The organism is Domibacillus enclensis (assembly GCF_900156125.1).
In the GTDB taxonomy this organism is placed as follows: domain Bacteria; phylum Bacillota; class Bacilli; order Bacillales; family Domibacillaceae; genus Domibacillus; species Domibacillus enclensis.
Window position 1 is genome coordinate 80,020 of the sequence record NZ_FTLX01000009.1, and the last position, 26,536, is coordinate 106,555.

General features: G+C 47.0%; 19 protein-coding genes. 10 read left to right on the plus strand and 9 right to left on the minus strand.

The genetic code is table 11. The features are described from left to right. The first annotated feature begins 168 nt into the window (after window positions 1-168). The 4 genes from BW952_RS16295 to BW952_RS16310 all read left to right on the plus strand — a co-directional run bounded on the left by BW952_RS16295 (window position 169) and on the right by BW952_RS16310 (window position 4,825). Window positions 169-1,578, plus strand: a complete 1,410-nt coding sequence (locus BW952_RS16295; RefSeq protein WP_045850293.1) for a glycoside hydrolase family 1 protein — start codon at window positions 169-171, stop codon at window positions 1,576-1,578. 78 nt (window positions 1,579-1,656) lie between these two features. After that, on the plus strand, window positions 1,657-2,364 hold the full coding sequence (locus tag BW952_RS16300) for a GntR family transcriptional regulator (RefSeq protein ID WP_045850294.1): 708 nt from the start codon (window positions 1,657-1,659) through the stop codon (window positions 2,362-2,364). Window positions 2,365-2,509: 145 nt separating this feature from the next. After that, window positions 2,510-2,887 (plus strand): hypothetical protein, encoded by a 378-nt coding sequence (locus BW952_RS16305; protein WP_139325455.1) that lies wholly within the window; start codon window positions 2,510-2,512, stop codon window positions 2,885-2,887. 210 nt (window positions 2,888-3,097) lie between these two features. After that, window positions 3,098-4,825 (plus strand): methyl-accepting chemotaxis protein, encoded by a 1,728-nt coding sequence (locus BW952_RS16310; RefSeq protein ID WP_045850296.1) that lies wholly within the window; start codon window positions 3,098-3,100, stop codon window positions 4,823-4,825. 84 nt (window positions 4,826-4,909) lie between these two features. Here BW952_RS16310 and BW952_RS16315 read toward each other — a convergent pair whose 3' ends face one another. The 5 genes from BW952_RS16315 to murB all read right to left on the minus strand — a co-directional run bounded on the left by BW952_RS16315 (window position 4,910) and on the right by murB (window position 12,196). Further along, on the minus strand, window positions 4,910-6,364 hold the full coding sequence (locus tag BW952_RS16315) for a glycoside hydrolase family 1 protein (RefSeq protein WP_045850297.1): 1,455 nt from the start codon (window positions 6,362-6,364) through the stop codon (window positions 4,910-4,912). 14 nt (window positions 6,365-6,378) lie between these two features. Continuing rightward, a complete protein-coding gene (locus BW952_RS16320) occupies window positions 6,379-7,818 on the minus strand; it encodes a 6-phospho-beta-glucosidase (protein ID WP_045850298.1) in 1,440 nt (479 codons plus the stop codon). 56 nt (window positions 7,819-7,874) lie between these two features. Beyond that, on the minus strand, window positions 7,875-9,782 hold the full coding sequence (locus BW952_RS16325) for a beta-glucoside-specific PTS transporter subunit IIABC (RefSeq protein WP_045850299.1): 1,908 nt from the start codon (window positions 9,780-9,782) through the stop codon (window positions 7,875-7,877). A gap of 477 nt (window positions 9,783-10,259) precedes the next feature. Further along, window positions 10,260-10,991: a MurR/RpiR family transcriptional regulator gene (locus tag BW952_RS16330; protein WP_045850300.1), complete on the minus strand. Its 732-nt coding sequence runs from the start codon at window positions 10,989-10,991 to the stop codon at window positions 10,260-10,262. Between the two features lie 326 nt (window positions 10,992-11,317). Beyond that, complete coding sequence (gene murB / locus BW952_RS16335) at window positions 11,318-12,196, minus strand: UDP-N-acetylmuramate dehydrogenase (protein WP_045850301.1); 879 nt, start codon at window positions 12,194-12,196, stop codon at window positions 11,318-11,320. Between the two features lie 201 nt (window positions 12,197-12,397). Here murB and BW952_RS16340 point away from each other — a divergent pair, with 201 nt between their 5' ends. The 4 genes from BW952_RS16340 (at window position 12,398) to BW952_RS16355 (ending at window position 16,925) form a co-directional block, all read left to right on the plus strand. Next, window positions 12,398-12,760 carry a YidH family protein gene (locus BW952_RS16340; protein ID WP_045850302.1) on the plus strand — a complete coding sequence of 121 codons (363 nt, stop codon included), beginning with the start codon at window positions 12,398-12,400 and terminating at the stop codon, window positions 12,758-12,760. A 101-nt stretch (window positions 12,761-12,861) separates the two neighbouring features. Beyond that, window positions 12,862-14,265 (plus strand): MBL fold metallo-hydrolase, encoded by a 1,404-nt coding sequence (locus BW952_RS16345; protein ID WP_045850303.1) that lies wholly within the window; start codon window positions 12,862-12,864, stop codon window positions 14,263-14,265. A 183-nt stretch (window positions 14,266-14,448) separates the two neighbouring features. Beyond that, window positions 14,449-15,477, plus strand: a complete 1,029-nt coding sequence (locus BW952_RS16350; protein WP_052698398.1) for a C40 family peptidase — start codon at window positions 14,449-14,451, stop codon at window positions 15,475-15,477. A 104-nt stretch (window positions 15,478-15,581) separates the two neighbouring features. Next, entirely contained in the window at window positions 15,582-16,925 is a 1,344-nt protein-coding gene (locus BW952_RS16355) for a DUF2254 domain-containing protein (protein WP_045850304.1), read from the plus strand. Between the two features lie 317 nt (window positions 16,926-17,242). Here BW952_RS16355 and BW952_RS16360 read toward each other — a convergent pair whose 3' ends face one another. The 4 genes from BW952_RS16360 to BW952_RS16375 all read right to left on the minus strand — a co-directional run bounded on the left by BW952_RS16360 (window position 17,243) and on the right by BW952_RS16375 (window position 22,418). Further along, window positions 17,243-18,211, minus strand: a complete 969-nt coding sequence (locus tag BW952_RS16360; RefSeq protein ID WP_045850305.1) for a carbohydrate kinase family protein — start codon at window positions 18,209-18,211, stop codon at window positions 17,243-17,245. Between the two features lie 2 nt (window positions 18,212-18,213). Continuing rightward, complete coding sequence (locus BW952_RS16365; RefSeq protein WP_045850306.1) at window positions 18,214-19,686, minus strand: glycoside hydrolase family 32 protein; 1,473 nt, start codon at window positions 19,684-19,686, stop codon at window positions 18,214-18,216. 154 nt (window positions 19,687-19,840) lie between these two features. Beyond that, window positions 19,841-21,280 (minus strand): sucrose-specific PTS transporter subunit IIBC, encoded by a 1,440-nt coding sequence (locus tag BW952_RS16370; protein WP_045850307.1) that lies wholly within the window; start codon window positions 21,278-21,280, stop codon window positions 19,841-19,843. Window positions 21,281-21,419: 139 nt separating this feature from the next. Then, window positions 21,420-22,418: a LacI family DNA-binding transcriptional regulator gene (locus BW952_RS16375; RefSeq protein ID WP_045850308.1), complete on the minus strand. Its 999-nt coding sequence runs from the start codon at window positions 22,416-22,418 to the stop codon at window positions 21,420-21,422. A 174-nt stretch (window positions 22,419-22,592) separates the two neighbouring features. Between BW952_RS16375 and BW952_RS16380 the strand changes: the two genes are divergently transcribed. Both BW952_RS16380 and BW952_RS16385 read left to right on the plus strand, forming a co-directional pair. Continuing rightward, window positions 22,593-24,785, plus strand: coding sequence for an alpha-galactosidase (locus BW952_RS16380; RefSeq protein ID WP_045850309.1), 2,193 nt, complete (start codon window positions 22,593-22,595; stop codon window positions 24,783-24,785). 3 nt (window positions 24,786-24,788) lie between these two features. Then, window positions 24,789-26,246 (plus strand): glycoside hydrolase family 32 protein, encoded by a 1,458-nt coding sequence (locus tag BW952_RS16385; protein ID WP_045850310.1) that lies wholly within the window; start codon window positions 24,789-24,791, stop codon window positions 26,244-26,246. Window positions 26,247-26,536 lie beyond the last annotated feature (290 nt).

Consider the following 26,536-nt stretch of genomic DNA (forward strand, 5'->3'; position numbering starts at 1 on the left):
AGCCAAAAATTGAGCTCTGCTTATCCCTGTCGGTGATGGAATAACGATTTTAAAAAGCGGGTTGAGAAAAGGCAGACGGTGCACCTATTGACAAACGATTACTCATTATTTTATATTTGTACCTATAAATTAAATTCATAATAATAAATTTTGAATGAGGGGGATAAAATGAAATTTTCACATGATTTTTTATTTGGTGCCGCATCTGCTTCTTATCAAATAGAAGGAGCCTGGAATGAAGACGGGAAGGGCGAAACGAACTGGGACGCCTTTTCAAAAATTCCCGGCAAAACATTTGAAGGAACAAACGGTGATGTAGCCATTGACCATTATCACCGCTATAAAGAAGACATTCAATTAATGGCCGAGATGGGCCTTGAATCGTACCGTTTTTCCGTTTCGTGGGCACGGATTTTGCCGACGGGTGACGGTGAGATAAATAAGAAAGGGCTGGAATTTTACAACAATGTGATCAATGAATGTTTAAAGCACAGCATTGTTCCTTTTGTGACGCTGTATCATTGGGATCTGCCCCTCACACTTGAGAAGGACGGCGGCTGGACGAATAAACGAACGGCTGAAGCGTTCGTCAAATACGCTGAGGTTTGCTTCCGGGCATTCGGAGACCGTGTGAAGCATTGGATTACCTTTAACGAGACCGTTATGTTTTGCGGGCTGGGTTATTTAAAGGGCGCACATCCGCCAGGCATTCAAAATGATGAGAAAAAGTATTTCCAGGCAACGCATTACGTATTTTATGCTCATGCGAAAGCAGTGGAGGTGTACAAGAACCTGAAGCAGTATGGGGAAATCGGCATTACACACGTGTTTCTGCCAGCTTACAGCGTCGATGGTCAAGAGAAGAATATTCTCGCCGCCCGGCATGCGAATGAATATGAAACCTTCTGGTATTATGATCCGATTTTAAAAGGGGAATACCCGCGCTATGTGGTAGACCAGCTGAAGGAAAAGGGCTGGACGCCTGATTGGACCGAGGAAGAGTTAAAAACGTTAAAACAAAATGCCGGCGGAAATGATTTCATCGGTCTTAATTATTACCAGCCCATTCGCGTTGAAAAAATGGAGGAAGCACTATTAGAGCAGGAGCATTCCAGAGAATCCTCCACGTTAGCTCCAGGCAATCCATCTTTTGACGGTGTTTATCGAACGGTGAAAATGGCGGACAAGACCTATACGAAATGGGGATGGGAAATCTCGCCTCAAGGCTTTTTAGACGGGCTGCATATGTTAAAGGGACGCTACGGTGATATTAAAATGTATGTGACGGAAAACGGGCTTGGCGATGAGGATCCAATCATCGAAGGGGAAATTGTCGATGTCCCACGTATTAAATACATTGAAGCACATTTAAAGGTCATCAAGCAGGCGATTGCAGAAGGAATTCATTTAAAAGGCTATTACGCCTGGTCTGTTATTGATCTGTTAAGCTGGCTGAATGGATTTAAAAAACAATACGGGTTCATTTACGTCGATCACCAGGATCAGCTGAACCGCAAGAAAAAGCTTTCGTTTCACTGGTACCAGCACATTATTGAAACGAGAGGCGAAGAGCTGTGAGAAACCCCCTTGATGAAAATCAAGGGGGTTTCTGTATAATAGAGGCAATACATCACGAAAGAGAGATAGGGAGATCACATGGCGGTAAAATATAAAGAAATTGCGGAGCGGCTCGAACATGACATCCGCTCCGGTACATTTAATCAAGTAAAAAAGCTGCCGACCGAGGAAGAGCTGATGAAGCAGTTTAATGTGAGCCGTAATACGATCCGCAAGGCAGTCAGTCAGCTCGTCCACCGCGGCTACGTGTATCAGGTACAGGGAAGCGGCTTGTTTTTGCGGGAAGAATCGAGCGCCGATTACATTAATTTAGGCAGCCTGCGGGGATTGACACAAGATTTATCCGCTAAAAGCATTGAAACGAACATAATGGATTTGTGTGTTCTGGAGGCAGATGAGGGACTGGCTGCTCAATTGCGCTGTGCGCCGGGAACGAAGCTTTACTACTTGAAGCGGCTTCGCATTGTCGACAAGGAACCTTTTTCGATCGAAATCAGCTACTTTAAAAAAGAGATCGTTCCTTATTTAAATGAAGAGATTGCGTCAAACTCTGTGTACGAGTACTTAATCGAGGACCTGCAGCTGCATATTGGATTTGCGGATAAAGTCATCAGCTGCGAGAAAGTGGATGCTTCAAGTGCGGAGCTGCTGCACATCGAGCCGGATAACCCGGCCTTAATCATCGAAAACACCGTATGCTTAGCGAATGGAACGATTTTTGAATGGTCTAAATCGATCTTTCATTTTCGAAAAGCCAAAATTTTAAATCGTATCAACTTTAAGTGACGTAACATGTGCTGCTATATCATTCTATTCGCTTATATTAATAGAATAATACGCATAAAGATGAAAGAACATGAATATAAAACAGTACAGGGAGTTACGGGGAAAGGGGTCTCTTAACTTTATAATGAAAAGGGGCGTACAGCGGGTGAAAATCAATTTACCAACAGAAAAAATGGGGGAGATTGTGAAGTCGTTAGAAGTGAAGAACCAAGCCAGTACACAGTTCCGTGGTCAGGATTTTCATTTTAGGAAAGAGAGATTCTCCCTTGAATCAGGTATACCTTCGAATCTGTCAGCTATATTAGCATCACTCGACAAAAAAGTGGAAAAAATCATTCAGCGTGAAGCCGAGTCTGATCATTTCAGCTTTGCGACGATTGGCCGTGTTCGAGAGCAGAAGGAAAATTTAGATTCGGGAAAAGTAGTGTATATTTACTTTTTCTCAAACGATCCGTTCGATACCGTATTCCCTGAAGAGCTCGTCACTCCGTATCAGCTGCATACATGGACAAAGGCCGTTTGAACGTGTGTCCTTTTCCACCCGAAAAGGAGCCCCTCTCCATATCAAAGGGGCTCCTTTTTGATTTGCCTATTTACCAGTCCCTTTGAATCTTCGCCATCATATGTGATGCAATTTCCGACATATATTTATGAAATTTATGAACAATACTATTTTTCATGTCAAACCTTTTGTACTATATAGATAGAGAAAGAACGAGGAGGGAACTGGCTGATGAAAAAAGAAAGCGTTTTCTTTAAATTGATGCTGCTCATCACAATCATGATTCTGCTGACAGCAGGTGTGATTGGCGGAATGAGCTATTATTTGTCAAAGCAGGAATTAACGGAGGCAGGAAAAGCGGATATGAAGCACCTGGTCGACACTTCTCTTGTAACTCTTGGTCTGCTGAACGAACAGGTTGAATCGGGTGAATTAACGATGGAGGAAGCAAAGGAGCGGGCAAGGGTTCTGCTAGTTGGGCCGAAAAACGGTGATGTATATGATCATACACAATCAAGCTTTTTGTACAAGCAGGATGGGTATCTCGTTGCGTATGGGCAGGACTTCTCGTCCGAGCTTCATCCGAAGAATCCCGTCGGCGACATTCCGGATGACACAACAAACCGCGAAAACATGGTTAATGCGTCGAAAGAGCCGGACGTAGAAAGCCGCTATGTGTATTTTCCGGATACACTTGATGACGGAACACCGGTCACAAAAACAGCTTATATGTCGTATTTTGAACCGTGGGAATGGACCGTTGGCATGATTGTGCTGGATGACCAGTTTTATCAGGAGCTGTCGCAGTTAAAATGGCTAATCGTGGCTGTTGCAGGTGGAATGACAGCTGCCAGCATTCTTTTGTTTTTCCTGGCTTCCCGCAAAAAGCTTCGTCTTTTAAATGAGATCTCATCAGCTTTTGCGGCTATTTCAGATAAGCGGCTTGAGGAAAAGGCGCTGCCCGAGTCGAAGGATGAAATTGGGCAGCTTGGCTTGTCCTTTAACCATATGTCGCGCCAGTTAAGAGGGCTGATTGAGCGGCTGCAGGAAACGAGCAGCAAAGTAATGGACTCTTCCACTTCGCTGTCAGCCGTGTCAGAAGAAACAGCGGCGGGCAGCGAGGAAGTGGGGAGGGCGATTTCAGATATTGCCGCCGGCACAGTCATGCAAGCAGCTGATCTTGACGAAACGACGAGAAGTTTGGATCGGTTAAATGACTCTATTCAATCGATGAACAGCCAGAACGAACGGATCAAAGATGTAACTCATCGTTCTGAAGCAGCGGCTTCACAAGGAACGGAGATCGTCAGCCGTTTAAAGCAGTCGAATGAAGAATCTCTTTTTTCATCCAATGAGGTCAGCAAAAACATTTCAAATCTTTACCTGAAAATCAAAGAAATCTCCCGCATTACGGATACAATCGAAAGCATTTCCGCTGAAACGAATTTGCTGGCTTTAAATGCGAGCATCGAAGCGGCACGGGCAGGCGAACATGGGAAAGGTTTTGCCGTTGTCGCCAGTGAAGTCCGAAAGCTGGCGGAGCAGTCCAATCAGTCAACGAAGCAAATTCAAGGAATGATTACGGGCATCGAAGCCGAAACGGAAAAAACTGTTTTGGCTGTGTCGGAAACAATTGACCGCTCACAGCAGTTAAATGGGGCAGTAAATGAAACCGAGGAGCAGTTTATCCTTATTTCCCGGGCAATAGGAGATACCGTGGATGGCATTTTGATGTTAACGAACGAGCTTGAGCAAATTACGGAACAAAGCGGCGGAATCTCCACAGCAATCCGCAACGCATCTAGTGTATCGGAGCAAACAGCCGCGTCGGTTGAAGAAATGACGGCATCCATCGATGAGCAGGCCCAGGCCATTGCCCAGCTGGCGAATTCAGCTGAATTATTAACCGACTTAAGCAGAGAACTCAACGGCATGATTGATCAATATTCGCTGCAATAAGAAGCTTGACCAAAAAAGAAAGCCGGGCGACTGCGATTTCGCATGATCGTCCGGATTTTGCTTCTTTTTGGAACTTTTTACTTGTTAATCAATAATGTCATTGGAGGCAATGACCTGTTTGTACCAGTCAAACGATTTTTTCTTGCTGCGGGCAAGCGTGCCGTTTCCATAGTCGTCTTGATCGACGTAAACGAAGCCATATCGCTTCGACATTTCAGAAGTGGAGGCGCTAATTAAGTCGATGCAGCCCCAGCTCGTATAGCCCATCAGCTCGACGCCGTCTTGAATGGCTTCGCCCATCTGGTCAATATGCGCGCGCAAGTAGTCGATGCGGTAATCGTCCTGAATGGAGCCGTCTTCTTCTACGGTGTCATAAGCACCGAGTCCGTTTTCAACAATGAACAATGGAACCTGGTAGCGGTCGTACATTTTCTTCAAGGAAATGCGCAAACCTTTCGGATCGATCTGCCAGCCCCAGTCGGATGATTCCAGGTACGGGTTTGTGATGCCGCTGAAGAAGTTGCCTTTTTCCTTGGCTTTATCAGGCGATCCGCTGGCGACCATCGTCATGTAATAGCTGAAGGAAAGAAAATCGACAGTGTGCTGAAGCAGGATTTCTTCGTCACCCGGCAGCATCTCGATCTGAATATTATTTTTCTTGAAATACTGCAGCATAAAGCTAGGATAGTAGCCGCGCACCTGTACGTCGGTGAAAAACAAATTCTTCTGATCTTCCTCCAAAGCAGCCAGCACGTCATCCGGATTGCACGTTTCCGGATACACTTCCATCCGGGCGAGCATACAGCCGATCTGGCCATCCGGAATAATCTCATGGCACGCTTTGACAGCCCGCGCGCTTGCGACAAACTGGTGATGAAGTGCTTGATACACCGCTTGCTCCACATGATCGACCCGGTCTACAAGAATGCCGCTGCCGATATAAGGAGAAATCGTCGATACGTTAATTTCATTAAATGTCAGCCAGTATTTCACTTTATCCTTGTAGCGGTCAAACACCGTTTCTGCGTAATGCACGAAGAAGTCTACAAGGCGGCGATCGGTCCAGCCATTATATTCCTTGACGAGATGAAGCGGCATTTCATAATGCGACAGTGTGACAAGCGGCTCGATGCCATGCTTTAACAGCTCGTCAAACACCTGATCATAAAAGGCAAGTCCTTCTTCGTTCGGCTCCTGTTCATCGCCATTTGGAAAAATACGCGGCCAGGAAATCGACAGACGAAACGTTTTAAAGCCCATTTCAGCAAACAGGGCAATATCCTCTTTGTAGCGGTGATAAAAATCAATGCCGCGCCGCTTTGGAAAATTGTCCCCTTCTTTTCCGGCAAGCAAATCATTCAATTCCTGTTCGCTCCGAACATCCATTTCGATTCCGCTCGTGCGTTCTTCTTTTGGAATGAACGACACCATGTCGAAAATGGATAATCCTTTGCCGCCTTCATTGTATGCACCTTCTAGCTGATTAGCGGCTGTTGCACCGCCCCATAAAAACCCTTCTGGAAAACGTCCTGTGCTCATTAAATGACACTCCTTTAAACTAGTTTATGTGTACCGTATATTCCGTTTGCAGCAATTACATCTTTATACCAGTAAAAGCTTTTCTTTCTCGTCCGCTTTAATGATCCGTGTCCTTCGTTGTCCTTGTCGACGTAAATAAAGCCGTAGCGCTTTTTCATTTCGCCAGTGGAGGCGCTGACGATATCAATTGGTCCCCAGCTTGTGTAACCGATGATCTCGACGCCGTCCTGAATGGCTTCGCCCATTTGTTCAATATGCTTTGCCAGGTAATCAATGCGGTAATGATCTTCTATTTCGCCCTGTTCGTTAACGGTATCAATCGCGCCAAGCCCGTTTTCTACAACGAATAACGGCTTCTGGTAGCGGTCGTACAGCTGGTTCGCTGTAATGCGGAAGCCTTTCGGGTCAATCGTCCAGCCCCAGTCAGATTTTTGTAAATACGGATTTTCAATCGAACCGAATACATTTCCCGCTGTTGTACTGTTTACTTCCGGATCAGTACTGGTCGCCCGGCTGGCATAATAGCTGAAGCCGATGTAATCAACGGTGTTGTTTTTAAGAAGCGCTTCATCCTGGTCGTTCATTTCAATCGAAAGGCCGTGGTCACGGAAGAATCGTTTCGCATAGCCAGGGTATTCGCCACGCGACTGGACATCAATGAAGAAAAACGATTCGCGGTCTTTTTCCATTGCGTCGAATATATCATCCGGATTGCACGTGTATGGATATGTAGCACCGGCTGCCAGCATACAGCCAATCTTGGCGTCTGGACTGATCTCATGGCATGCTTTTACAGCAAGCGCACTGGCGACAAGCTGATGATGGGCGGCTTGATACTGAATCTGCTTTTTGTTGTCTCCTTCTTTGAACACGAGACCCGCACCGACAAAGGGAAGGTGCAGCAGCATATTGATTTCGTTGAAGGTCATCCAGTATTTCACCTTGTCCTTGTAGCGTGTGAACAGCGTTTTTGCGTATGTTTCAAAAAAACCAACGAGCTCCCGGCTTCTCCAGCTGCCATATTGCTCGATTAAATGAACAGGAACGTCAAAGTGGGCCATCGTCACAACCGGTTCAATGCTGTGCTTGCGCAGCTCATCAAACAAGTCATCGTAAAACTGCAGGCCGTCTTCGTTTGGTGTTTCATCGTTGCCATTCGGGAAAATACGCGCCCAGGCGATGGAAACACGAAGTGACTTAAAGCCCATTTCTGCAAACAGCGCGATATCTTCTTTGTAGTGATGGTAAAAATCAATCGCCTCGTGCGAAGGATAAAATTCATTCGGGTCCGGAACAAGTGAGTCCACCTGGCCGAGCATAATCGGAAAACGCTTTTTGCCCGTTGGCAGCAGGTCAACGCTCGTTAAGCCTTTGCCGCCTTCTAAATACGCGCCGTCAGCCTGGTTGGCCGCGATGGCCCCGCCCCATAAAAAATTCTCTGGAAAAACAGACATAAATAAAACTCCTTTCATTTAGAAAGAAAAGGGACGTGCTGTCCCTTTTCCCTTTTTCATACGCCGAGCGTTATTAACGGATCGCCCCATTTAATTTGCTTGTCATCCGTTGTTGAAATCGCCGGATACAATTCAGAATTCGTAATGATAACAGGTGTTTCGGTTGAATAGCCTTCTTTTTGAATTTGCTCTAAATCAAATTCAATGAGCAGCTGTCCTTTTACAACGCGGTCGCCCTGTGCGATATGGGACGTGAAATATTTGCCGCCCAGCTGCACGGTGTCCATGCCGATATGAATTAAAATGGCTGCGCCGTTGTCGGTTGTGATGCCGATCGCATGATTCGTTGGAAACAGGGCAGAGACGGTGCCGGAAACAGGTGAATATAACTTTCCTTCAGCGGGCTCAATTGCAAGGCCACGGCCCAGTGCCCCGGAGGCGAAGGCATCGTCATGAATATCAGATAATGCTTTTACGATTCCTTGAAGCGGGCTTGAAATCACTTCCTGCCTTGGTACGTCCTGCTTCGGTGCAGCCGGTGCTTTTGTTGTTTCATCAGCCTGCTCGTTTTGCTTTGGAATACCGAACAGAAGGGTGAGAACAAAGCCGATCGCGAAAGCAACCGCTGTTCCGATCAATGCGCCCCAGAAGCCGAATGTTAAACCGTTTGCCGGATCGATAAAGGACGGATAGCCGAATATACCAAGCCCACCGATCATAAAAAATTGAGAGTTGGAGAATCCGAGAATCGCGCCGCCAATCGCCCCACCGATACAGCTGATAATAAATGGCTTTTTCAGCGGCAATGAAATCCCGTAAATCGCCGGCTCCGTTACACCGAAGATGCCGGAAATAAACGCTGGAATACTTAATGTTTTTAACTTTTGATTTTTAATTTTCATCCAAATGGCTAAGATGACGCCGATTTGTGCAAAGGAAGCCGCAAAAGACATCGCAAGAACCGGGTCTGCGCCGTTAACTGTCAAGTTGTTGATCGCAATCGGCACAAGGCCCCAGTGAAGGCCGAAAATAACGAATACTTGCCAGAAGCCACCGATAAACAAGCCGGCAATGATCGGGCTCAGGTTATAAATGCCGAGTGTCGCCTGGCCGAGAAGCTGGCCGGCCCATGTCGCAACTGGACCAATGACGATAAACGTAAGCGGTACGACGACAAGCAATGTAGCAAATGGAACAACGAATGTTTTGACAACATCTGGAACGATTTTCTTAAAGCCTTTTTCTACTTTGGCAGCGAAGAAAGACGCCAGGATAATCGGTATAACGGATGACGCATAGCTCATCAAAATAACCGGAATACCAAGGAATGTAATGAAGACAGGTGATTCAAACATCGTGCCCCCGAATAGTGTATACAGCGGCTCACCGGCTGTCAGGCCAGTTAATGCCGGATAAACGAGTGCTCCGCCGATCGCCATCCCGATAAACGGACTGCCGCCGAACTTTTTCATTGCGGTATAGCCAAGGAAAATCGGGAAGAAGTTAAACAGTGCGTCACCGGTTGCGTTTAAAATCTGGTAGGTGCCGGCTGTATTGTCGTATAAGCCGAGAGCAACAAACAAAGCATTAAAGCCTTTGATCATCCCGGTTGCAGCAAGTACACCGAGAATAGGGGTGAAAATGCTGGAAATAATATCGATAAACTTGTTAAACAGATTCGTGTCTGATGAATCCTCTTCTACGGGAGTGCCTGCTGCAAAGCCGCCTTCCTCCACAACCGCCTTGTACACATCCGGTACGTGGTTGCCGATGACGACTTGGTACTGTCCGCCGCTTTTTAAGACGGTCACGACATCATCCATGTTTTTTAACACGTCCGTATTCGCTTTGCTTTCGTCTTTCAGCTTAAAGCGGAGCCGGGTGATACAATGAACGACACTGTTGACGTTTTCACGGCCGCCCACGTTGGCAATAATGTCTTTTGCTAACTGTTGATACTTCATTAAAAACACCTCCAATAATAGTGAAAATCTGTTTTGGGAAACAAAAAAACCTAAATCATACAACGACAGAGAGCGACCTCTGATCCGTTCTATGATTTAGGTTTTGCCTGCTTCACCAGTAACAATCCTAAAGGGACTGATATGAAGTTGATACGTTTACTATACAACGCATATTTTACATTGTCAACGCTTACATTCAAATAATTTCATTTTTTGTACGGTGTTAGGATCGCTGTCAGAAACGCCTTTCAAAATGAATTTCATTGGCTGTAAACGAGAAAAACCTAAATCAGCCAACGACAGAGAAAACTCTGGTTCGTTCGATGATTTAGGTTTTGCCTGCTTGACCAGTCACAATCCTAAAAGGAAAGAATATTTGGTTGATATCCAAAGAATAGCACGGATAAATAGCTGTGTCAACGCTTTCATTTAATGAGCATGACGATAGCTGCCAGATACCTGTTTTACTAGCAGCCATCAGTTGTTGCTAGAAAGTACATGCATTTCTCTCGCCAGTGATTCCAAAATGTACACGACCGGCACCTGCGTTGTAATATTTGATCCATCCAATTCTTCCGCAGTGACATAATAGGAAAGGTTAACATCCGCCATTTTGGCAATGGTGCAATGTTTATTGTTTGTAATGCTAATCATCGTGCTGCCCGCTTCCCGCATTTGATGGGCGTGACGGACGGTAAAATCATTTTCACCTGAAACAGACAGAACAATGGTGGCGCTGTTTTGCAGAAGCTCTGTGTGAATCGGATAAAGCGGGTCTTTAATATACAACGAAAGCTTGCCCATGCTGGAAAAATAGCGTGCCCCGTATTCTGCCATGATACCGGAGCTGCCGATACCGGTAAAAATGATACTGTCAGCGGAGGAAACAATTTGGGCCGCTCGTTCAATTTGCTTCTCAATGGGCCCATTTAATGTTCGTTCGAAAAATTCTGCCACGGAATGGTGCATGCTTTTTAAACGCGGCTGCTTTTTTTCGGCTAAATGAAGCTTGAGCCGTACTTTGAATTCAGCAAACCCATCACAGCCCGATTTCCGGCAAAAGCGCAATATCGTGGCTGTCGACACGTGCGTTGCATCGGCCAGCTCCCGAATACGCATGTAGCTAACCGTCTGTTCGTTTTTTGATATGTATTGATAAACCGCTGTCTCAAGCTCATTAAAAGAAGCAATCATTTCGTTTGTGAACATGGAAATCACCTGCCTTTATAGAAAAGTTTGTTTTTCAAAAGCGCTTGGGACGAAAAATTCTGGATAGATGAAAAAGCCGAACGAGACGATCGTTCGGCTTTCTCTCGAGCTCTTCATGATGGTAAATTGTTTAGTGACTGTTCTTGCGCGAACATAGTTTGGGTGGAACCGAACGGGAATTCGCGTTCGTAGGGGCGGGCGGAGCCGGCAGCCCGGAGCCCCTGATTGTGCTTTTCCAAGAAAAAAGAAGAATCAAGGCTTTCAGCTACTAGATCATTCGGATTCAAGCACGAATCACATTGTTATGTCCCAGCCTCTTTTTCTCGTTATTCTTCTCCAATAATTTTCACTTCTGTTTCTAGCTGCACGCCGAATTTTTCAAGAACGGTTTGCTGGGCATGGCGGATCAGCTGCAGATAATCGCTTGAAGACGCCCCGTCCACGTTGACGATAAAGCCGGCATGCTTCGTTGAGATTTCTGCCCCGCCGATGCGTGTTCCCTGCAGGCCGCTGTCTTGAATCAGCTTACCGGCAAAGTAGCCGGTTGGGCGCTTAAACACACTGCCGCAGGAAGGATATTCAAGAGGCTGCTTTGATTCGCGCAGCGCTGTGAATGTATCCATTGATTCCTTGATCTCCTCGTAACTGCCCGGCTTCAGTTCAAAAACGGCTTCTAAAATAATATAGTCTTTTTCAGTAAATACACTTTTACGGTAGCCGAAATGAAAGTCGTCCTCGCCGAGTGTAATCAGCTCACCTTCATGAGATAAAACCGTCGCTTTTTTCAAAACGGTAGAGGTTTCACCGCCGTATGCGCCTGCATTCATCACAAGAGCACCGCCGACAGAGCCTGGAATGCCGCAAGCAAATTCAAGCCCGGTTAAGTGATACTCAAGCGCTGTACGGGAAACATCAATGATTTTGGCGCCGCTTCCCGCTGTAATGGAGGCACCGTCCACATGAATTTGATCAAAATATTCAAGTGCGACCACAATGCCGCGAAGGCCTTTATCCCGGACGAGCACGTTCGACCCATTTCCAAGAATCGTCAGCGGAATCTGATGGTTTTTTGCATAGTGAACAATCGTTTGCAGGTCGTCTATATGTTTAGGCTTTACAAACACATCGGCTGTACCGCCTGTTTTCGTATACGTATGCTGTTCAAGGGGAAACATTGAATGCACGATTTGTTCATCCACATTCATCTTTAAGTCGTTTGCAATTTGCAGCGCATCGATAGCTGCTCACCTTCCTTTTCTCAATATCTTTCTTATTATATAGGATATGTGCTGATTCGTTAAACATCTTTCTATTTTAAGAAAAAATTTTCGGGGTATCGTATCTAATATAGGCAAAAACATACACGGAATATACCTATTTAGGTATATTGAGATAGAGGTGAGGAGATGGAAAAAACAAAAAGCTCGAAATTTATTCAGCAGCATCTAGCCAATGAAAGGACATATCTAGCGTGGGTAAGAACAGCGATTGCGATTATTGGAATCGGGTTCCTCGTCATCAACCTCCATTTTAATTTTTTGCCGCAGCATTCGGCAAAAGCGGATTTTATGGCAAACGTCATTGGCATTGTCGCAGTGGTTTCCGGCCTGTTCGTTATAGGATTTTCAACATACAGCTACTTCGCCAAAATCAAAACGATTGATGATGAAGAATTTAAGCCGGAAAAAAATAGTGTCCTGGCGCTGACAGGCATTATTGTGGCGACAATGATCCTGTTTGGCTTATACGTCACATTTATTTTTTCTTAAAAAAAGAAAACAAAAGGGTTGCAAACGAAATATACCCATGCTAGTATTAAGATACCTTGAGGGGTATAAAAACTCCAAAAAACGAAAGGGGAACTATACACATGTTATTTCGTTCATTCTTTGATGAAAAGTTAGCTCAATACGCGTACTTAGTTGGATGTCAGCGTACAGGAGAAGCGATCATTATTGATCCGCCGCGCTACGTTGATCCTATTATTGAAGAAGCCAAAAAAGAAGGCATGACGATTACGTCGGCTACTGAAACACATATCCATGCAGATTTCGTATCAGGTGCACGCCAGCTGGCGGTGCAGCACGGCGCAAAGCTGTACTTGTCAGACGAGGGTGATGAAAACTGGAAATATCAATATATAGACGGCATTGATGCACAGCTTGTGAAAGAAGGCGACGTGATCAAAGTCGGCAACATTGAATTAAAGGTGATGCATACACCGGGACATACACCAGAGAGTATCTCATTTGTCTTAACCGACATTGGCGGCGGCGCAACGAAGCCAATGGGCATTTTCACCGGCGACTTTGTTTTTGTCGGGGACATCGGCCGTCCGGATCTTCTTGAAAAAGCCGCCGGCATTGAAGGAACAGCCGACAGCGGTGCAAAGCAAATGTTCAAATCCGTTCAGCGCTTCAAGGAGCTGCCGGACTACATGATGGTATGGCCGGCACACGGAGCAGGAAGTGCATGCGGGAAATCACTTGGCGCGGTTCCATCATCAACCGTCGGCTATGAAAAGCAGTTTAACTGGGCAATGAAAATCGATGACGAAGCGGCGTTTGTGGAAGAATTGCTGAAGGATCAGCCGGAAGCACCGGTTTACTTTGCGGAAATGAAGCGTGTGAACAAGGTCGGCCCAGCCGTGCTGGAAGGGGAAATGCCTGAATGGGCAAGCAGCGCAGAAGAAGTCGCTGCATTTGAACAAAGCGATAAGCATGTTGTTCTTGATACACGTCCTGCCGCCGAGTTTGAAAAAGGGTTTGTTAAAGGTGCCATTAACATTCCGTTCGGCAAAATGCTCACAAACTGGGCAGGCTGGCTGATTGGATACGATGAGCAAATTGCACTGATTGTCGAAAAGGACCGAGCAGAAGAAGCCTTAATTGCCCTTCAGTCGATTCATTTAGACAGCGTCACAAAGCTTGTTGAGCCTGAAACAGTCGCAGCTGTGGCAACAGAAACCTATAAAACAGTCGATATTGAGCAGTTTGAGAAAGAAAAAGAGCAGGCACAGGTCATTGATGTACGTAATGACAGCGAGTGGAAAGCGGGTCACATGGAGGAAGCTGATCATAAGATGCTTGGCCGTCTTCGCAAACAGGGCAAAGACCTCGATCAAGAGCAGCCGGTTCTCATCCATTGTCAGTCAGGCGCCCGCTCGGCGATTGCCGCGAGCGTCATGAAGCACCTCGGCTTTGACGATGTAAAACATTTAAAAGGCGGCTTCAGTGCCTGGAGCCAGTCAAACGCAGATAAAGTCGTACAATAAGTTGAAAAGGAGCCCATTTGGCTCCTTTTTTGTGTTGTATTTGGGAATTTACGTTTCAATTGTTACAAAAATAATCGAATTTGTAATTTTAACGTAAAACAAAGTAATGTTTAATTTTGCTAGAATGAGATTTATGAGGAAGATATAGAGGAAAATAGAACGAGAGAATCCGGGAGGTACAGGGTGAACAGTTGCAAAAAAGCATTTCTTTCATTTTTAGCGGTCATTTTGTTTCTAAGCATGTCCCCGCTGGCGTCTACTAAGACGGAAGCAGCATCTGTAGGCGAATCGATTGTCGAATATGGGAAAAAGTTCATGGGTGTACCATATGTCTTTGGCGGCACAACGCCAAACGGATTTGATTGCTCGGGCTTTATCCAATACATTTTCCGCAATGCAGCGGACATGTCGCTGCCGCGTACGACAGGTGAGCAATATAATCTGGGCACGCCGGTAGCAAAAAGTGACTTGCAGGTTGGCGATTTGGTCTTTTACGCGAATACATACAAAAAGGGCATTTCTCACGTAGGCGTCTATGCGGGAAATAACCAGGTATTGAACGCGACATCGAGCAAAGGAATTGCCCTTGTGTCAATGAATGATTCGTACTGGGGAGCGCATTACGCAGGATCAAAGCGCGTGCTGGCAGCAGCGTCAGCTGAGCAGGAAAAAGCGCCTGAGTGGTTCACAGATGTAGCAGCATCCGCTTCTACGTATAATGCAATTAAATCATTAACAGATCAAGAGATTATCAATGGATTTGAAGATTATACATTCCGTCCGGAAGAAAAAGTAACGCGCGGACAGGCAGCAGCTATTTTAAACCGCGTACTTGGACTGAAGCCGGAAATCATGAGCCACTTCACAGACGTACCAAAAACAAACCGCTTTGCAGCAGACATTGCTGCGATTCGTGAGGCGGGCATCATCAACGGATTTGAAGATAAAACATTCCGTCCGGATGCTGAAATGACACGCAATGAAATGGCATCGATTATCCAGCGTGCCTTTGATTTGAAAGTTTCTCAGACCGCTGCAGCAAGTGTGGGCTACACAGACATCAGCGCAGGGCACTGGGCCTATGAAGGTATCGTGACAATGGCATCAATTGATCAAACGGGCTTCTTTAAAGGCGAGAAGTTTTACGGCACACACAACGCCACTCGTGAAGCCTTTACTGTAGCAATTTACAATGCAATGAAGGCAAAATAAAAAAGCAGCGCCGCGATGGTGCTGTTTTTTTGTGCGTTACAGCACTAAACGTATGTCCTTTTTCCTGTATACTGAATCAGTAGAAACAAATGGGGAGTGAGTAAATGAAACGGTTTATTTTAACGCTGCGCGAACGGTTATGGATTACGCCGACTTTGTACAGTGCCGGGGCGATTTTGCTTTCGCTGGCTATGTTTTACGTCGATATTCAATTTGTCGGCGAAATGACGGACTATCTTCCGGACATTTTGTTTACAAGTGTTGATCTGGCAAAAACAATTATGGGCGGCCTGTCGTCTGCTCTTTTGACGATGACGACCTTTACATTTTCGACGATTATGGTAGTGCTGACAACGTACTCCTCTCAGTTCTCTCCACGGACATTAAAGAACTTTGTTCAGGATCAAATGACGTGGCGTGTGCTGGGTGTGTTTATGGGCGGTTTTCTTTACAATACGCTGTCGCTTTTATTTATGCGGGACAGTTTATATAACCATATGGTGCTGTCTGCTACAGTCGGTATTTTCATTGCCCTCATTTGCCTGACGTTTTTTGCGATTTTTATCCACCATATTGCGACCAGCATTCAAGTGAGCACATTAGTGGAAGAGCTGACAGAAGACGCTGAGCGAGTCATATCGGACTATACAGAAATGGGTGAGCAGTATGGACGAAAGGAAGCGATGATCGCTCAGGCTGCAGCGGAGTGGGCCTTTCACGCTGAAGTGGATGGGTACGTTCAATGGATTGATTTTAAAGGCCTGGCTTCATTTGCGCAGCAAAACAAGGCGACAATCGAGGTTCTTGTTCAAATTGGTGATTTCATTCATCACGATCAGCCGGCTGTCCGTTTGTTTGCTGCCGAAAAACCGGCGCTTTCGATCAATGAATACATAGTGGCAGGCAAAGACCGTGACACGAGACAGGACCCGGAGTTTGCTCTTCAAAAGCTGGTGGAGGTTTCCCTTCGCGCGATTTCACCGGGGATTAACGATCCAAATACGGCGATTCACAATATCCGGAACCTGGGCCGCCTGATGGGCCAGTTAAGCCATATATCCGGCGACTATTTTGTGTTTGCAGATGATGACGGGACCGACCGGCTTTGTTATTCTCTAAGGCCATTTCACAAAGTGCTGTATCAGACCTTTTTCCAGCTGCGGCATTACGGGAAAGAGGATGTCTCCGTTCTGGCATCTATTACGGAATCCCTGATTATTGCTGCTCAATTATCATCCGAAAGAGTACAGTCAGATCTGTGGAAAATGCAACTTTATATCATTGAAGGAATGGATCAAAATGAACTCCTATCACTTGATCGTGCGTTTTACCAGGAAAAAATCGACAAGCTTGCACGTACAACGGGAGAAGAAACGGTACAGCTTCCGGTTGGCCGTTCAGCACGGGGAAATGAACCTGAGAATGAGCTTGAAGCAAAGCAAGAGTAGCTTGGGGCAAAGGATTTCGAATCGAAGAAAAAGCCCATCGACAGGCGAAACATCGCCTGCGTTGGGCTTTTTTGATAATCTGTATCTCTGTTACGACTCGACTGTCCTTACTGCCGGCGATGAAAAAGCGATCGCCGATAAAGTGCGAAGACCGCTGATATGTACCTGTCTATCGCTGGTAAAATCAAAAAACCGCTGATATTCCTCTGTTTATCGCTGATATCTTCCACATATCAGCGATCGATCCTTTATATCAGCGATAACGAACAAATACCGGCGATACGATCGCAGTATTTCCTCCTTTAACGGGTCTTTGGCTATCCTTTTATCATCTGATGAATCTGTTCTAAAGAAGGCAGAGACGAGATGGCGCCTTTTCCTGTCGTTGTGACCGCACCTGATGCATTGGCAAACCGCAGGATGTCTTCACCATTCTTCTCCAGCACATTGCGGCTGTTAGCAGGTGTGATGCCGGCTTCAAGCGCCTTGAATAAAAAGCCGCCAATGAAGGCATCACCAGCGCCAGTTGTATCCTGCACCTCTACAGAAAAGCCGTCTGCCTGAATGGCAATCCCATTGACAAACAGCGTGGCACCGTCTGCGCCGCGTGTGTACACAACGGCTTGAACGCGGCCGGTAAACAATGAATCGATAGCTGCTTGTTCATCTGAAATGCCTGTAATAAATTCCAGCTCTTCATCTGATATTTTGACCAGATTTGCGGTCGGGATAAAAGATAAAATCGTTTCACGGCATGCCTCCGGGCTCTCCCATAACGGCAGCCGGACATTCGGATCAAAGCTGATAAACGAGCCATTTTTCGCTGCGGATTCGATGGCTTTTACGTGCGCCTGCTTCATTGGGCTTTCCACCAGGTCAACAGAACAAAAATGAAGGATATCGCCGGAAGCAAAAAGAGATTCATCCACTTCATCCGCTGTCATTAGTAAATCAGCACACGGCTTCCGGTAAAACGAGAAGTCCCGCTCGCCATCCTCACGCAAGGATACAAAAGCAAGCGCTGTATTCGCTTCATTCGTCCGGATAATGTGTGCGGTTTCCACACCTGCTTCGTCGAGCTTTTCAATTAAAAAATCACCGAACGCATCGGCGCCGAGCTTGGTCAGCATCACGGATGTGCCGCCAAGCTTCGCTACTGCGGCTGCTACATTGGCAGGGGCTCCTCCGGGTGCGCGTTCGAACGACACCACATCTTTTAAGGCTTGTCCCTTTTGCATCGGAATAAAGTCGATCAATACTTCACCAATTGAAAATAATGTTCCCATGTTTACCCTCCTATTGTCCACTTCTCCGCCCGGCAGGCTGCCCGGCCGCCCTTTGCAAAAAAGCGGATTCCCGTACAGTCATCGCTTGGAAAAATGCGGCTTGTAAATACGTCTAATCCGTCGTTCACAAACAGCTCAAGGGAAGAAGAATCCACAAACAAGTGAAAGGTAATCTGTGATCCTTCTGCCCGGCAGCTGCGCACAGACCCGTAGGCTGTATCCGCTAAAGCACCGGAATGCGATCGATCCACGTGCACTTTTTGCCCGGCAGCGTCATAGGTGACGATGGTTTTTTCGCAATCATTCACACGGATTTCGATGCCGCATGAATCCGCGTCTTCCAGATCGAATGTGCAGATCAATTCAAACGAGGTACCGCTGAAGCTGTCGAACGTTTTCGTTTCATCCTCAAGCAGAGCGGACGCTTCCATTTTGATGCCACGCAGGTTTTGAAGCTCCCGAACCGGCCGCTGTATGAGGCGCCCATTTTCAACCGTCAGCTCACGCGGAATTGTCAGGCAGTGTGCCCAGCCATGGTCATCTGTCGGATAGGCCATTTCAGGAAGCCCCATCCAGCCAACCAAAATGCGCCGTCCGTCTGGTGCTTCCATTGTCTGCGGAGCGTAAAAGTCAAACCCCCGGTCCAATTCATGGAAATCGCCATGCTGCAGCTGCTGCGTGTGAACGTTCAGATTCCCGAGTACGTAACCCGATTGATAAATATTATGATAGTGATCGCCGTCCGGCGCAATGCCCTGCGGTGAAAAAATAAAAATACCTTGTCCGTTTATGTCAAAGTAGTCCGGACATTCCCACATGTAGCCGAATTCGGGAAGCGCTGTTTGAACTTCGCCGGCAAAGGTCCATGTTTCCATATCAGGTGAGTGGTACAGCACGACGCAGCCTGTCAGGTCGGTCCGTTGAGCCCCAATAATGGCGTAAAACGTATCGTTTTCCTTCCACACTTTCGGGTCGCGGAAATGATCGGTATAGCCGTCAGGCACATGATCAATAACAGGTGTCTTCCGTTTTTGAATGGAACCGTGTTGATCCATTACGGCGATATTCTGTTTTGGATGGCGTATCCAATTTTCGTCACGCGTATTTCCGGTGTACATTAAATACAGCTGGCCGTTATGCTCGATGCCGCTGCCGGAATATGCACCGTGGCTGTCGATATCATCGTTCGGACGGATGGCGATGCCGGCATTTTCCCAGTGCACGAGATCCTTGGACTTTGTGTGATACCAATATTTAATGCCGTGGACGGGACCAAGGGGAAACCACTGGTAAAACAAATGGTATTCGCCGTTAAAGAAAGAAAAGCCGTTCGGATCATTTAATAAGCCCATTTCCGGCTGAATGTGGTACGTCTGACGCCACGGAGAACGATCAACCTTTTGTTTTAAAGCAGTCAGCTCTTGTTCCGTTATATCTTCAATTCGTGTGTAACGCTGTTCTGTCGTCCATTGCATATATGTCACCTCTGATTTTTGGTAGTAAAGATGTCAACAGCTGGATCAAAATCAATAACGGCTGGTTAGCACCTAATAAAAGGGTAATCCAGCCGTCAACAAATCAAATCCGGCCGTTAACAAGAAAAATCCAGCCATTTTCTATGGATCAAGGTTAAGCGGCTTGCTGGACCGCTTGTTTTTTCTCGTCACGCTTTCCAAGTACGATGGTAGCGACGAACGAGATGGCAATGGCAATCACCATGCCAATGACGTATTGCACAAGACCTTCGTGCTGAATGGAAATAATGCCAGGAAGGCCGGCTGCGCCAAGTGCAATAGCTTTCACCTTAAAGAATGTAACAAATGCTGTCGCAACGGCTGAACCAATAAGTGCGCCGATAAACGGGTAGCGAAGCTTTAAATTAACACCGAACATTGCAGGTTCTGTAATGCCGAGCAGAGAAGAGATGCCGGCAGCTGAAGCCGTGCCTTTCAGCTTTTTGTTTTTTGTCATCGTGAATACAGCCAGTGTCGCGCCGCCTTGTGCAACGTTGGACATCGTAGCGACGACAAATATAAAGGAACCGCCTGTTTTTGCGATATCTGCGAGCAGCTGTGTTTCAACAGCGATGAAGCTGTGATGCATACCGGTGATCACAATCGGTGCGTATAATAAGCCGAACAGAGCGCCTCCGACAAAGCCTGTTGTATCGTAAAGCCAGATCATGCCGTCAGAAAGCAGGTTGCCGGCAGAGCGTGTAAGCGGACCGACGAGCGTAAATGTTAAAATGCCCGTAACAAAAATCGTGAGAAGCGGTGTTAATAAGTTATCGAGTGCAGAAGGAACGACCTTGCGAAGGGACAATTCCACTTTTGCTAAAATGAAGGAAGCGGCGAGTACAGGAAGAACCGTTCCTTGATAGCCGATTTTTTCAATTTCAAAGCCGAAGATCGACCAGACAGGAATTTCGCCGCTGACCAGCGCGCCGCCGTAGCCCCAGCCATTCAATAAATCCGGATGAACCATAATCATCCCGAGCGCAGCACCAAGGTACGGATTGCCGCCAAACCGCTGCGTGGCGGAGAAGCCGATCAAGATAGGCAGGAAGACGAATGCCGCGTTGGCGAATGTATTAATGAGCGCTGCGAGATCAGCCATGTTCGGATAAGCTTCCACGAGAGACTGTCCATCAATAAACAAGCCTTGTGCGGTAAGAAGGTTGTTAATCCCCATAAGCAAACCGCCGGCAACGATCGCGGGAATGATTGGAACAAAAATATCAGACAGCATTTTCACAAACTGCTGAAGCGGATTCATGTTTTTCGCACCTGCGCTTTTCACATCTGCTGTTGACATCCCGTCTGTCCCTGTCAGCTTGGAAAATTCTGCGTATACATTATTAACGGTACCGGAACCGAAAATGATCTGATATTGTCCGCCGGTGGAGAACGTTCCTTTCACACTGTCCATTGCATCCAGCTTTTCCTGATCAACGAGAGATTCATCGTGCAGGGCAAGACGAAGGCGGGTGGCGCAATGGGCCGCAGCCGCAACGTTTTCTTTGCCGCCAATGGCTTGAAGAGTTTCACGGGCGATTTCGTTGTAATTCATCATACTTCCTCCTTTTTATACAAAACATATTTATTGTGATTGGAACCGGTTCCTAAGGAAAGGAAATAAAAAAGAAAGGAACCGGTTCCAAACGAGACCAAAAAATTGAAAGCGGTTATCGGAACCGGTTTCAACTAGATTATAAAAGATGACTCGTCCGAATGTCAACACTTTCTCGTAAAATTAATTCAAAGCGGGAGTAGGAAAGCCTGGGCACTTCTTTTCCTTTCACAAGATTCACGATATGATCGGCTGCCGTATGCCCGGCTTCTGTGAATTGAATGCCCACAGTCGTCAGCGAAGGATTTAGCATAGCGGTCACTTCATATCCGCCAAAGCCGGTAATCGACACATCCTGCGGTACGCGAAGCTTCTTCTGGTAGGCAGCTTTTAATACGCCGATGGCAAGGTTATCTGTCGCACACACGACGGCAGAAGGAGAAAACTCGTCAAAAAGCTGTCCAGCCCGTGCAGCGGCATCGCTCATGCTGAAGGTCGTCTCAAAAAAGCGGGCTTCAACGTCGTCAGCATGCTCACTGACCGCCTGGGCAAAGCCATTTTTTCGCTTTACACCAACCGCCACGTCAAAATCACCGACACCGAGAAACGCAATTTTTTTGTGACCGCGCTGGGCGATATATTTCCCGATCGCATACCCTGCCGTTTCATCATCGTGAACGAGGCTGTACACGTCCTCGTGCTGCTGGCCGACAAGAAGAACGGGAATATCAATATCCTGAAAAGCTTTTAAATGAGCTTCTGTTACTTCCGTCGCCAGTAGAATAATCCCGGCAACCTTTTGCTTGGCCAGTGTATAGATGTTTTCAATTTCCCGCTTTAAATCCTGGTTTGTATTGGAAACAAGCATATGGTAATTCAAGTCGCGCAGCCGTTCATCGATACCCATTAGTGTGCGGGAGGTGGCGTATGAATCAAGACGCGGAATAATTGTGCCGATAATGTTTGTTTTTTTCGCTTTTAAGCTTTGGGCAAACGCGTTTGGTGCATAGCCGGTTTCTTCAATCACAATTTCTATTTTCTTTTTTGTTTCTTCACTGACGGAACCGCCATTTAAATACCGGGACACCGTACTTTTGGCTACGCCGGCAAGCTGGGCGATATCTGCGATGGTTTTCAAAGGTGCTCACTCCGTTTCTTCTCTGCTTCTACTATACAATAAGAATAGAAAATGAGGAAAAACAAAATATTTTACTAAAAATAACTAATAAAATCCCTTCTTTTTTAGTTAATAGTTTATTATGATAGTTGAAAGCGTTATCTATTAACTGAAATAACTGAAGGAGGAACATACATGACAATTTATTTTGATGAGGCAGTCAAGGCATTTCACTTGCAGGCAGGCGATTCAAGCTATGTGATGCAGGTTGTTGATAAAGGGTTTTTAATGCAGGCTTACTGGGGGAAAAAGATTCAGGACTATCAGTTTGCGAATCGGTTTCAGTTTACAGACCGTTCTTTTTCGGCTAATCCACAGCCTGCCAAAGACCGGACTTTTTCACTTGATACGCTCCCGCAGGAATTTCCCGTTTATGGAACATCAGACTACCGGACGCCCGTTGTCCAGGTGCAGCTGGAGAATGGCACGACGATTACGGATTTTCGTTATCAGTCTTACCGGATTGTCAAAGGCAAGCCGGCGCTAGAAGGGCTTCCAGCTACGTACATAGAGCATGAGGAAGAAGCGGAAACATTGGAGATCGTGATGGACGACAAGCTCTCAGGCATTCAAGCGATTTTATCGTACACGGTTTATCACGGACGTTCTGTGATTACGAGGTCCATCCGTCTCGAAAACAGAGGGGAGCAATCACTCCGGCTGCTGCGTGCTTTAAGTGCAAACGTTGATTTTCGCGACCATGACTTTGACATGATCCATTTGTCGGGCGCCTGGGGGAGAGAACGCGATCTTGAACGCCACCCGCTTCGTCTTGGGGTTCAGTCAGTCGAAAGTCGACGCGGTGCGAGCAGCCATCAGCAAAATCCGTTTCTGGCCTTAGCTAGAAAACGGGCAGATGAACAGCACGGAGAGGTGTACGGCTTCAGCTTTGTCTACAGCGGCAGCTTTTTAGCGCAGGCAGAGGTCGATCAATTTCATACGACGCGTGTTCAAATGGGCATTAACCCGTTTGATTTCAGCTGGAAGCTTGATGCGGGCGAGTCATTCCAGTGTCCGGAAGTCGTCATGGTGTACTCGGATGAAGGGCTTGGCGGTATGTCGAGAACGTACCATGACTTGTACCGCTCACGGCTTGCGCGCGGCACGTTCCGTGATCAGGAGCGGCCGATTTTAATTAATAACTGGGAAGCGACCTACTTTGATTTTGACGCGGATAAAATTGAATCGATCGCAAGGTCCGGCAGTGAGCTTGGCATTGAGCTGTTTGTGCTGGATGATGGCTGGTTCGGAAAGCGCGACAATGATAAAACCTCACTCGGTGACTGGTTTGTGGACCAGCGCAAGCTGCCAAACGGGCTGGAGGATTTAGCAGACCGTGTCCGGAATATGGGGATGGAGTTCGGTCTCTGGTTTGAGCCGGAGATGATTTCAGCTGACAGTGATCTGTACCGCAAGCATCCGGACTGGTGTCTGCATGTTCCTGGTGCGAGCCGGTCGGAAAGCCGCAATCAGCTCGTGCTTGACTTCTCACGGACAGACGTGTGTGAAGCGGTCGAAAAAATGGTGAAGGATATTTTAGCGAGCGCGCCGATTACGTATGTGAAATGGGATATGAACCGTCACATGACGGAGATCGGTTCTGCGCTCCTGCCGGCAGACCGCCAGCGTGAAACCGCACACCGGTATATGCTCGGGCTGTATCGTATGCTTGAAAATATCACCTCCGCTTTCCCGCATATTTTATTTGAAAGCTGTTCAGGAGGCGGCGGCCGTTTTGATCCGGGTATGCTGTATTACATGCCGCAAACGTGGACGAGTGACAATACAGACGCCGTTTCCCGATTGAAAATTCAGTACGGCACGAGCCTTGTGTACCCGATCAGCTCGATGGGCGCCCACGTGTCTGATGTGCCGAACCATCAAGTAAACCGGATCACCTCTTTGAAAATGCGCGGGGATGTGGCGGCGGCAGGGAATCTTGGCTATGAACTCGATTTGACGAAGCTGTCAGATGAGGAAAAAGCAGAGGTGAAGCAGCAGGTGGCGAATTACAAGCAGATGCGCCGGCTTGTGCAGTTTGGTGAATTATACCGTCTGCTTAGTCCGTTTGACGGAAATGAAACCGCCTGGATCATCGTGAATAAAGAAAAAACAGAAGCGGTTCTTTCCTATTATCGTGTGCTCGATGCGCCGAATGCCCCGTTCCGTTCTGTGAAAGCAGCCGGGCTTGATCCGTCTAAAAAATACCGCTTTCAAGAAACAGGTGATATAGTAGGAGGAGATGAACTGATGTATGCCGGTGTGGCGATTCCGGCAAGCTTAAGTGGTGATTTCGAAAGTGTTGTCTGGCACTTGAAGGAGGCATAACGGATGAATAAAGCAATTGAAAAAGCGCACAAAGCCGTGCAGCAATCGGTGAAGCAGGCGGCAGGGGGCTCTTACCGCCTCGGCTATCACATTATGGCGCCAGCCCGCTGGATCAACGACCCGAACGGGCTGATTTACTGGAAGGGCGAGTATCACGTGTTTTATCAGCATCACCCGTATGATGTAAAAACCGGGTCCATTCACTGGGGACATATGAAAAGCAAGGATCTTGTGCATTGGGAGCATCTGCCGATTGCGATCGCCCCTGATCAAGACTATGACAAAAGCGGCTGTTTTTCCGGCAGTGCAGTGGACCATGATGGTGTACTGACATTGATTTACACCGGTCATGTGGAAGAAGACGGCGTGGTAACGGAAGCACAATGTTTGACAACGAGCACAGACGGTATTCATTTTGACAAGCATCCGCAAAATCCGGTTATTCAAGAGCCGCCGGCAGGAGCATCGGCTGATTTCCGTGATCCGAAAGTATGGAAGCATGAAGACATATGGTATATGGTCATCGGCAGCCAGAAGGACAAGCTTGGCAATGTTCATTTATACGAATCAGCGGACTTGCTTTCCTGGAAAGACCGGGGGGCCATCGTTAAAAGTGACGGCAAGCTCGGCTTTATGCTAGAATGTCCGGACTTTTTTGAGCTTGATGGAAAGCATGTGCTTGTTTTTTCGCCGCAGGGCGTTGAAGCAAACGGCGATGACTATCAAAACCTGTATCAAACGGGGACGCTTGTCGGTGATTTTGATTATAAAACGGCCGCCTTTACGTACGGCGATTTTCAGGAGCTGGATAAAGGGTTTGATTTTTATGCAGCCCAGACGTTCCGTGATGATGAGGGGCGCCGCATTTTGTTTGCCTGGATGAACATGTGGGAGGCGGATATGCCGGAGCAGAAGGAAGGCTGGGCAGGCGCACTGACGATTCCACGCGAGCTGTTATTCAACGAAAATGGACAGGTCATGATGCGTCCGGTAAAGGAATTGGAGAAGCTGCGCGGTGAGCAGTCCATTGCCGGCTCCATGCCGGTAAAGGGCGTGCAAAGACTTCATGCAGCCGGTGAGCGCCTGGAGATCATTGCTTTATTTGAAGCACGGGAAGCCGCTTCGTTTGGCATAAACATCCGCTGTTCAAAAGACGGAGCGGAAAAAACAGTGATCCGCTATGAAACGGCTGATCATAAAATTGTCTTCGACCGCAGCCAGTCAGGCATCGGAGAAGGCGGAGTCCGTAAAGCAAAGATAGAGAAATCTGCTGTGGTCAAGCTGCACATGTTTATTGACCACTCGTCGGTTGAGCTGTTTGTGAATGATGGAGAAGTCTCCATGACCGGCCGCATATATCCGAGGGAGCATAGTACACATATTGAGCTGTTCGCTGAAGGCGGCGATGCAAGACTTGTATCATTTGAGTCATGGAAGCTGAAGGATATTTGGCGCGGCTGATGAATTGGAAGGGAAGCTGATACATAACAATGAGATTGGTCTCCTAAATCCGAAAGATCTCATAGCTAAAAGCCTTGATTCTTCTTTTTTCTTGGAAAAGCATAATCAGGGGCTCCGGGCTGCCGGCTCCGCTTTTCTATGTGGCGAACGCTGAACCAGCCCAAAGTGCGCGGCTGTTTCAGCCTGTCCGCTCGTCACATGGAAGTCTCCGCCGGCCTCCCTGCGCCCGTTGTGGTCCTAATGAAACAATGAGAATAAAAACGGCTTGTATTCAATGACGAACAAGAGGG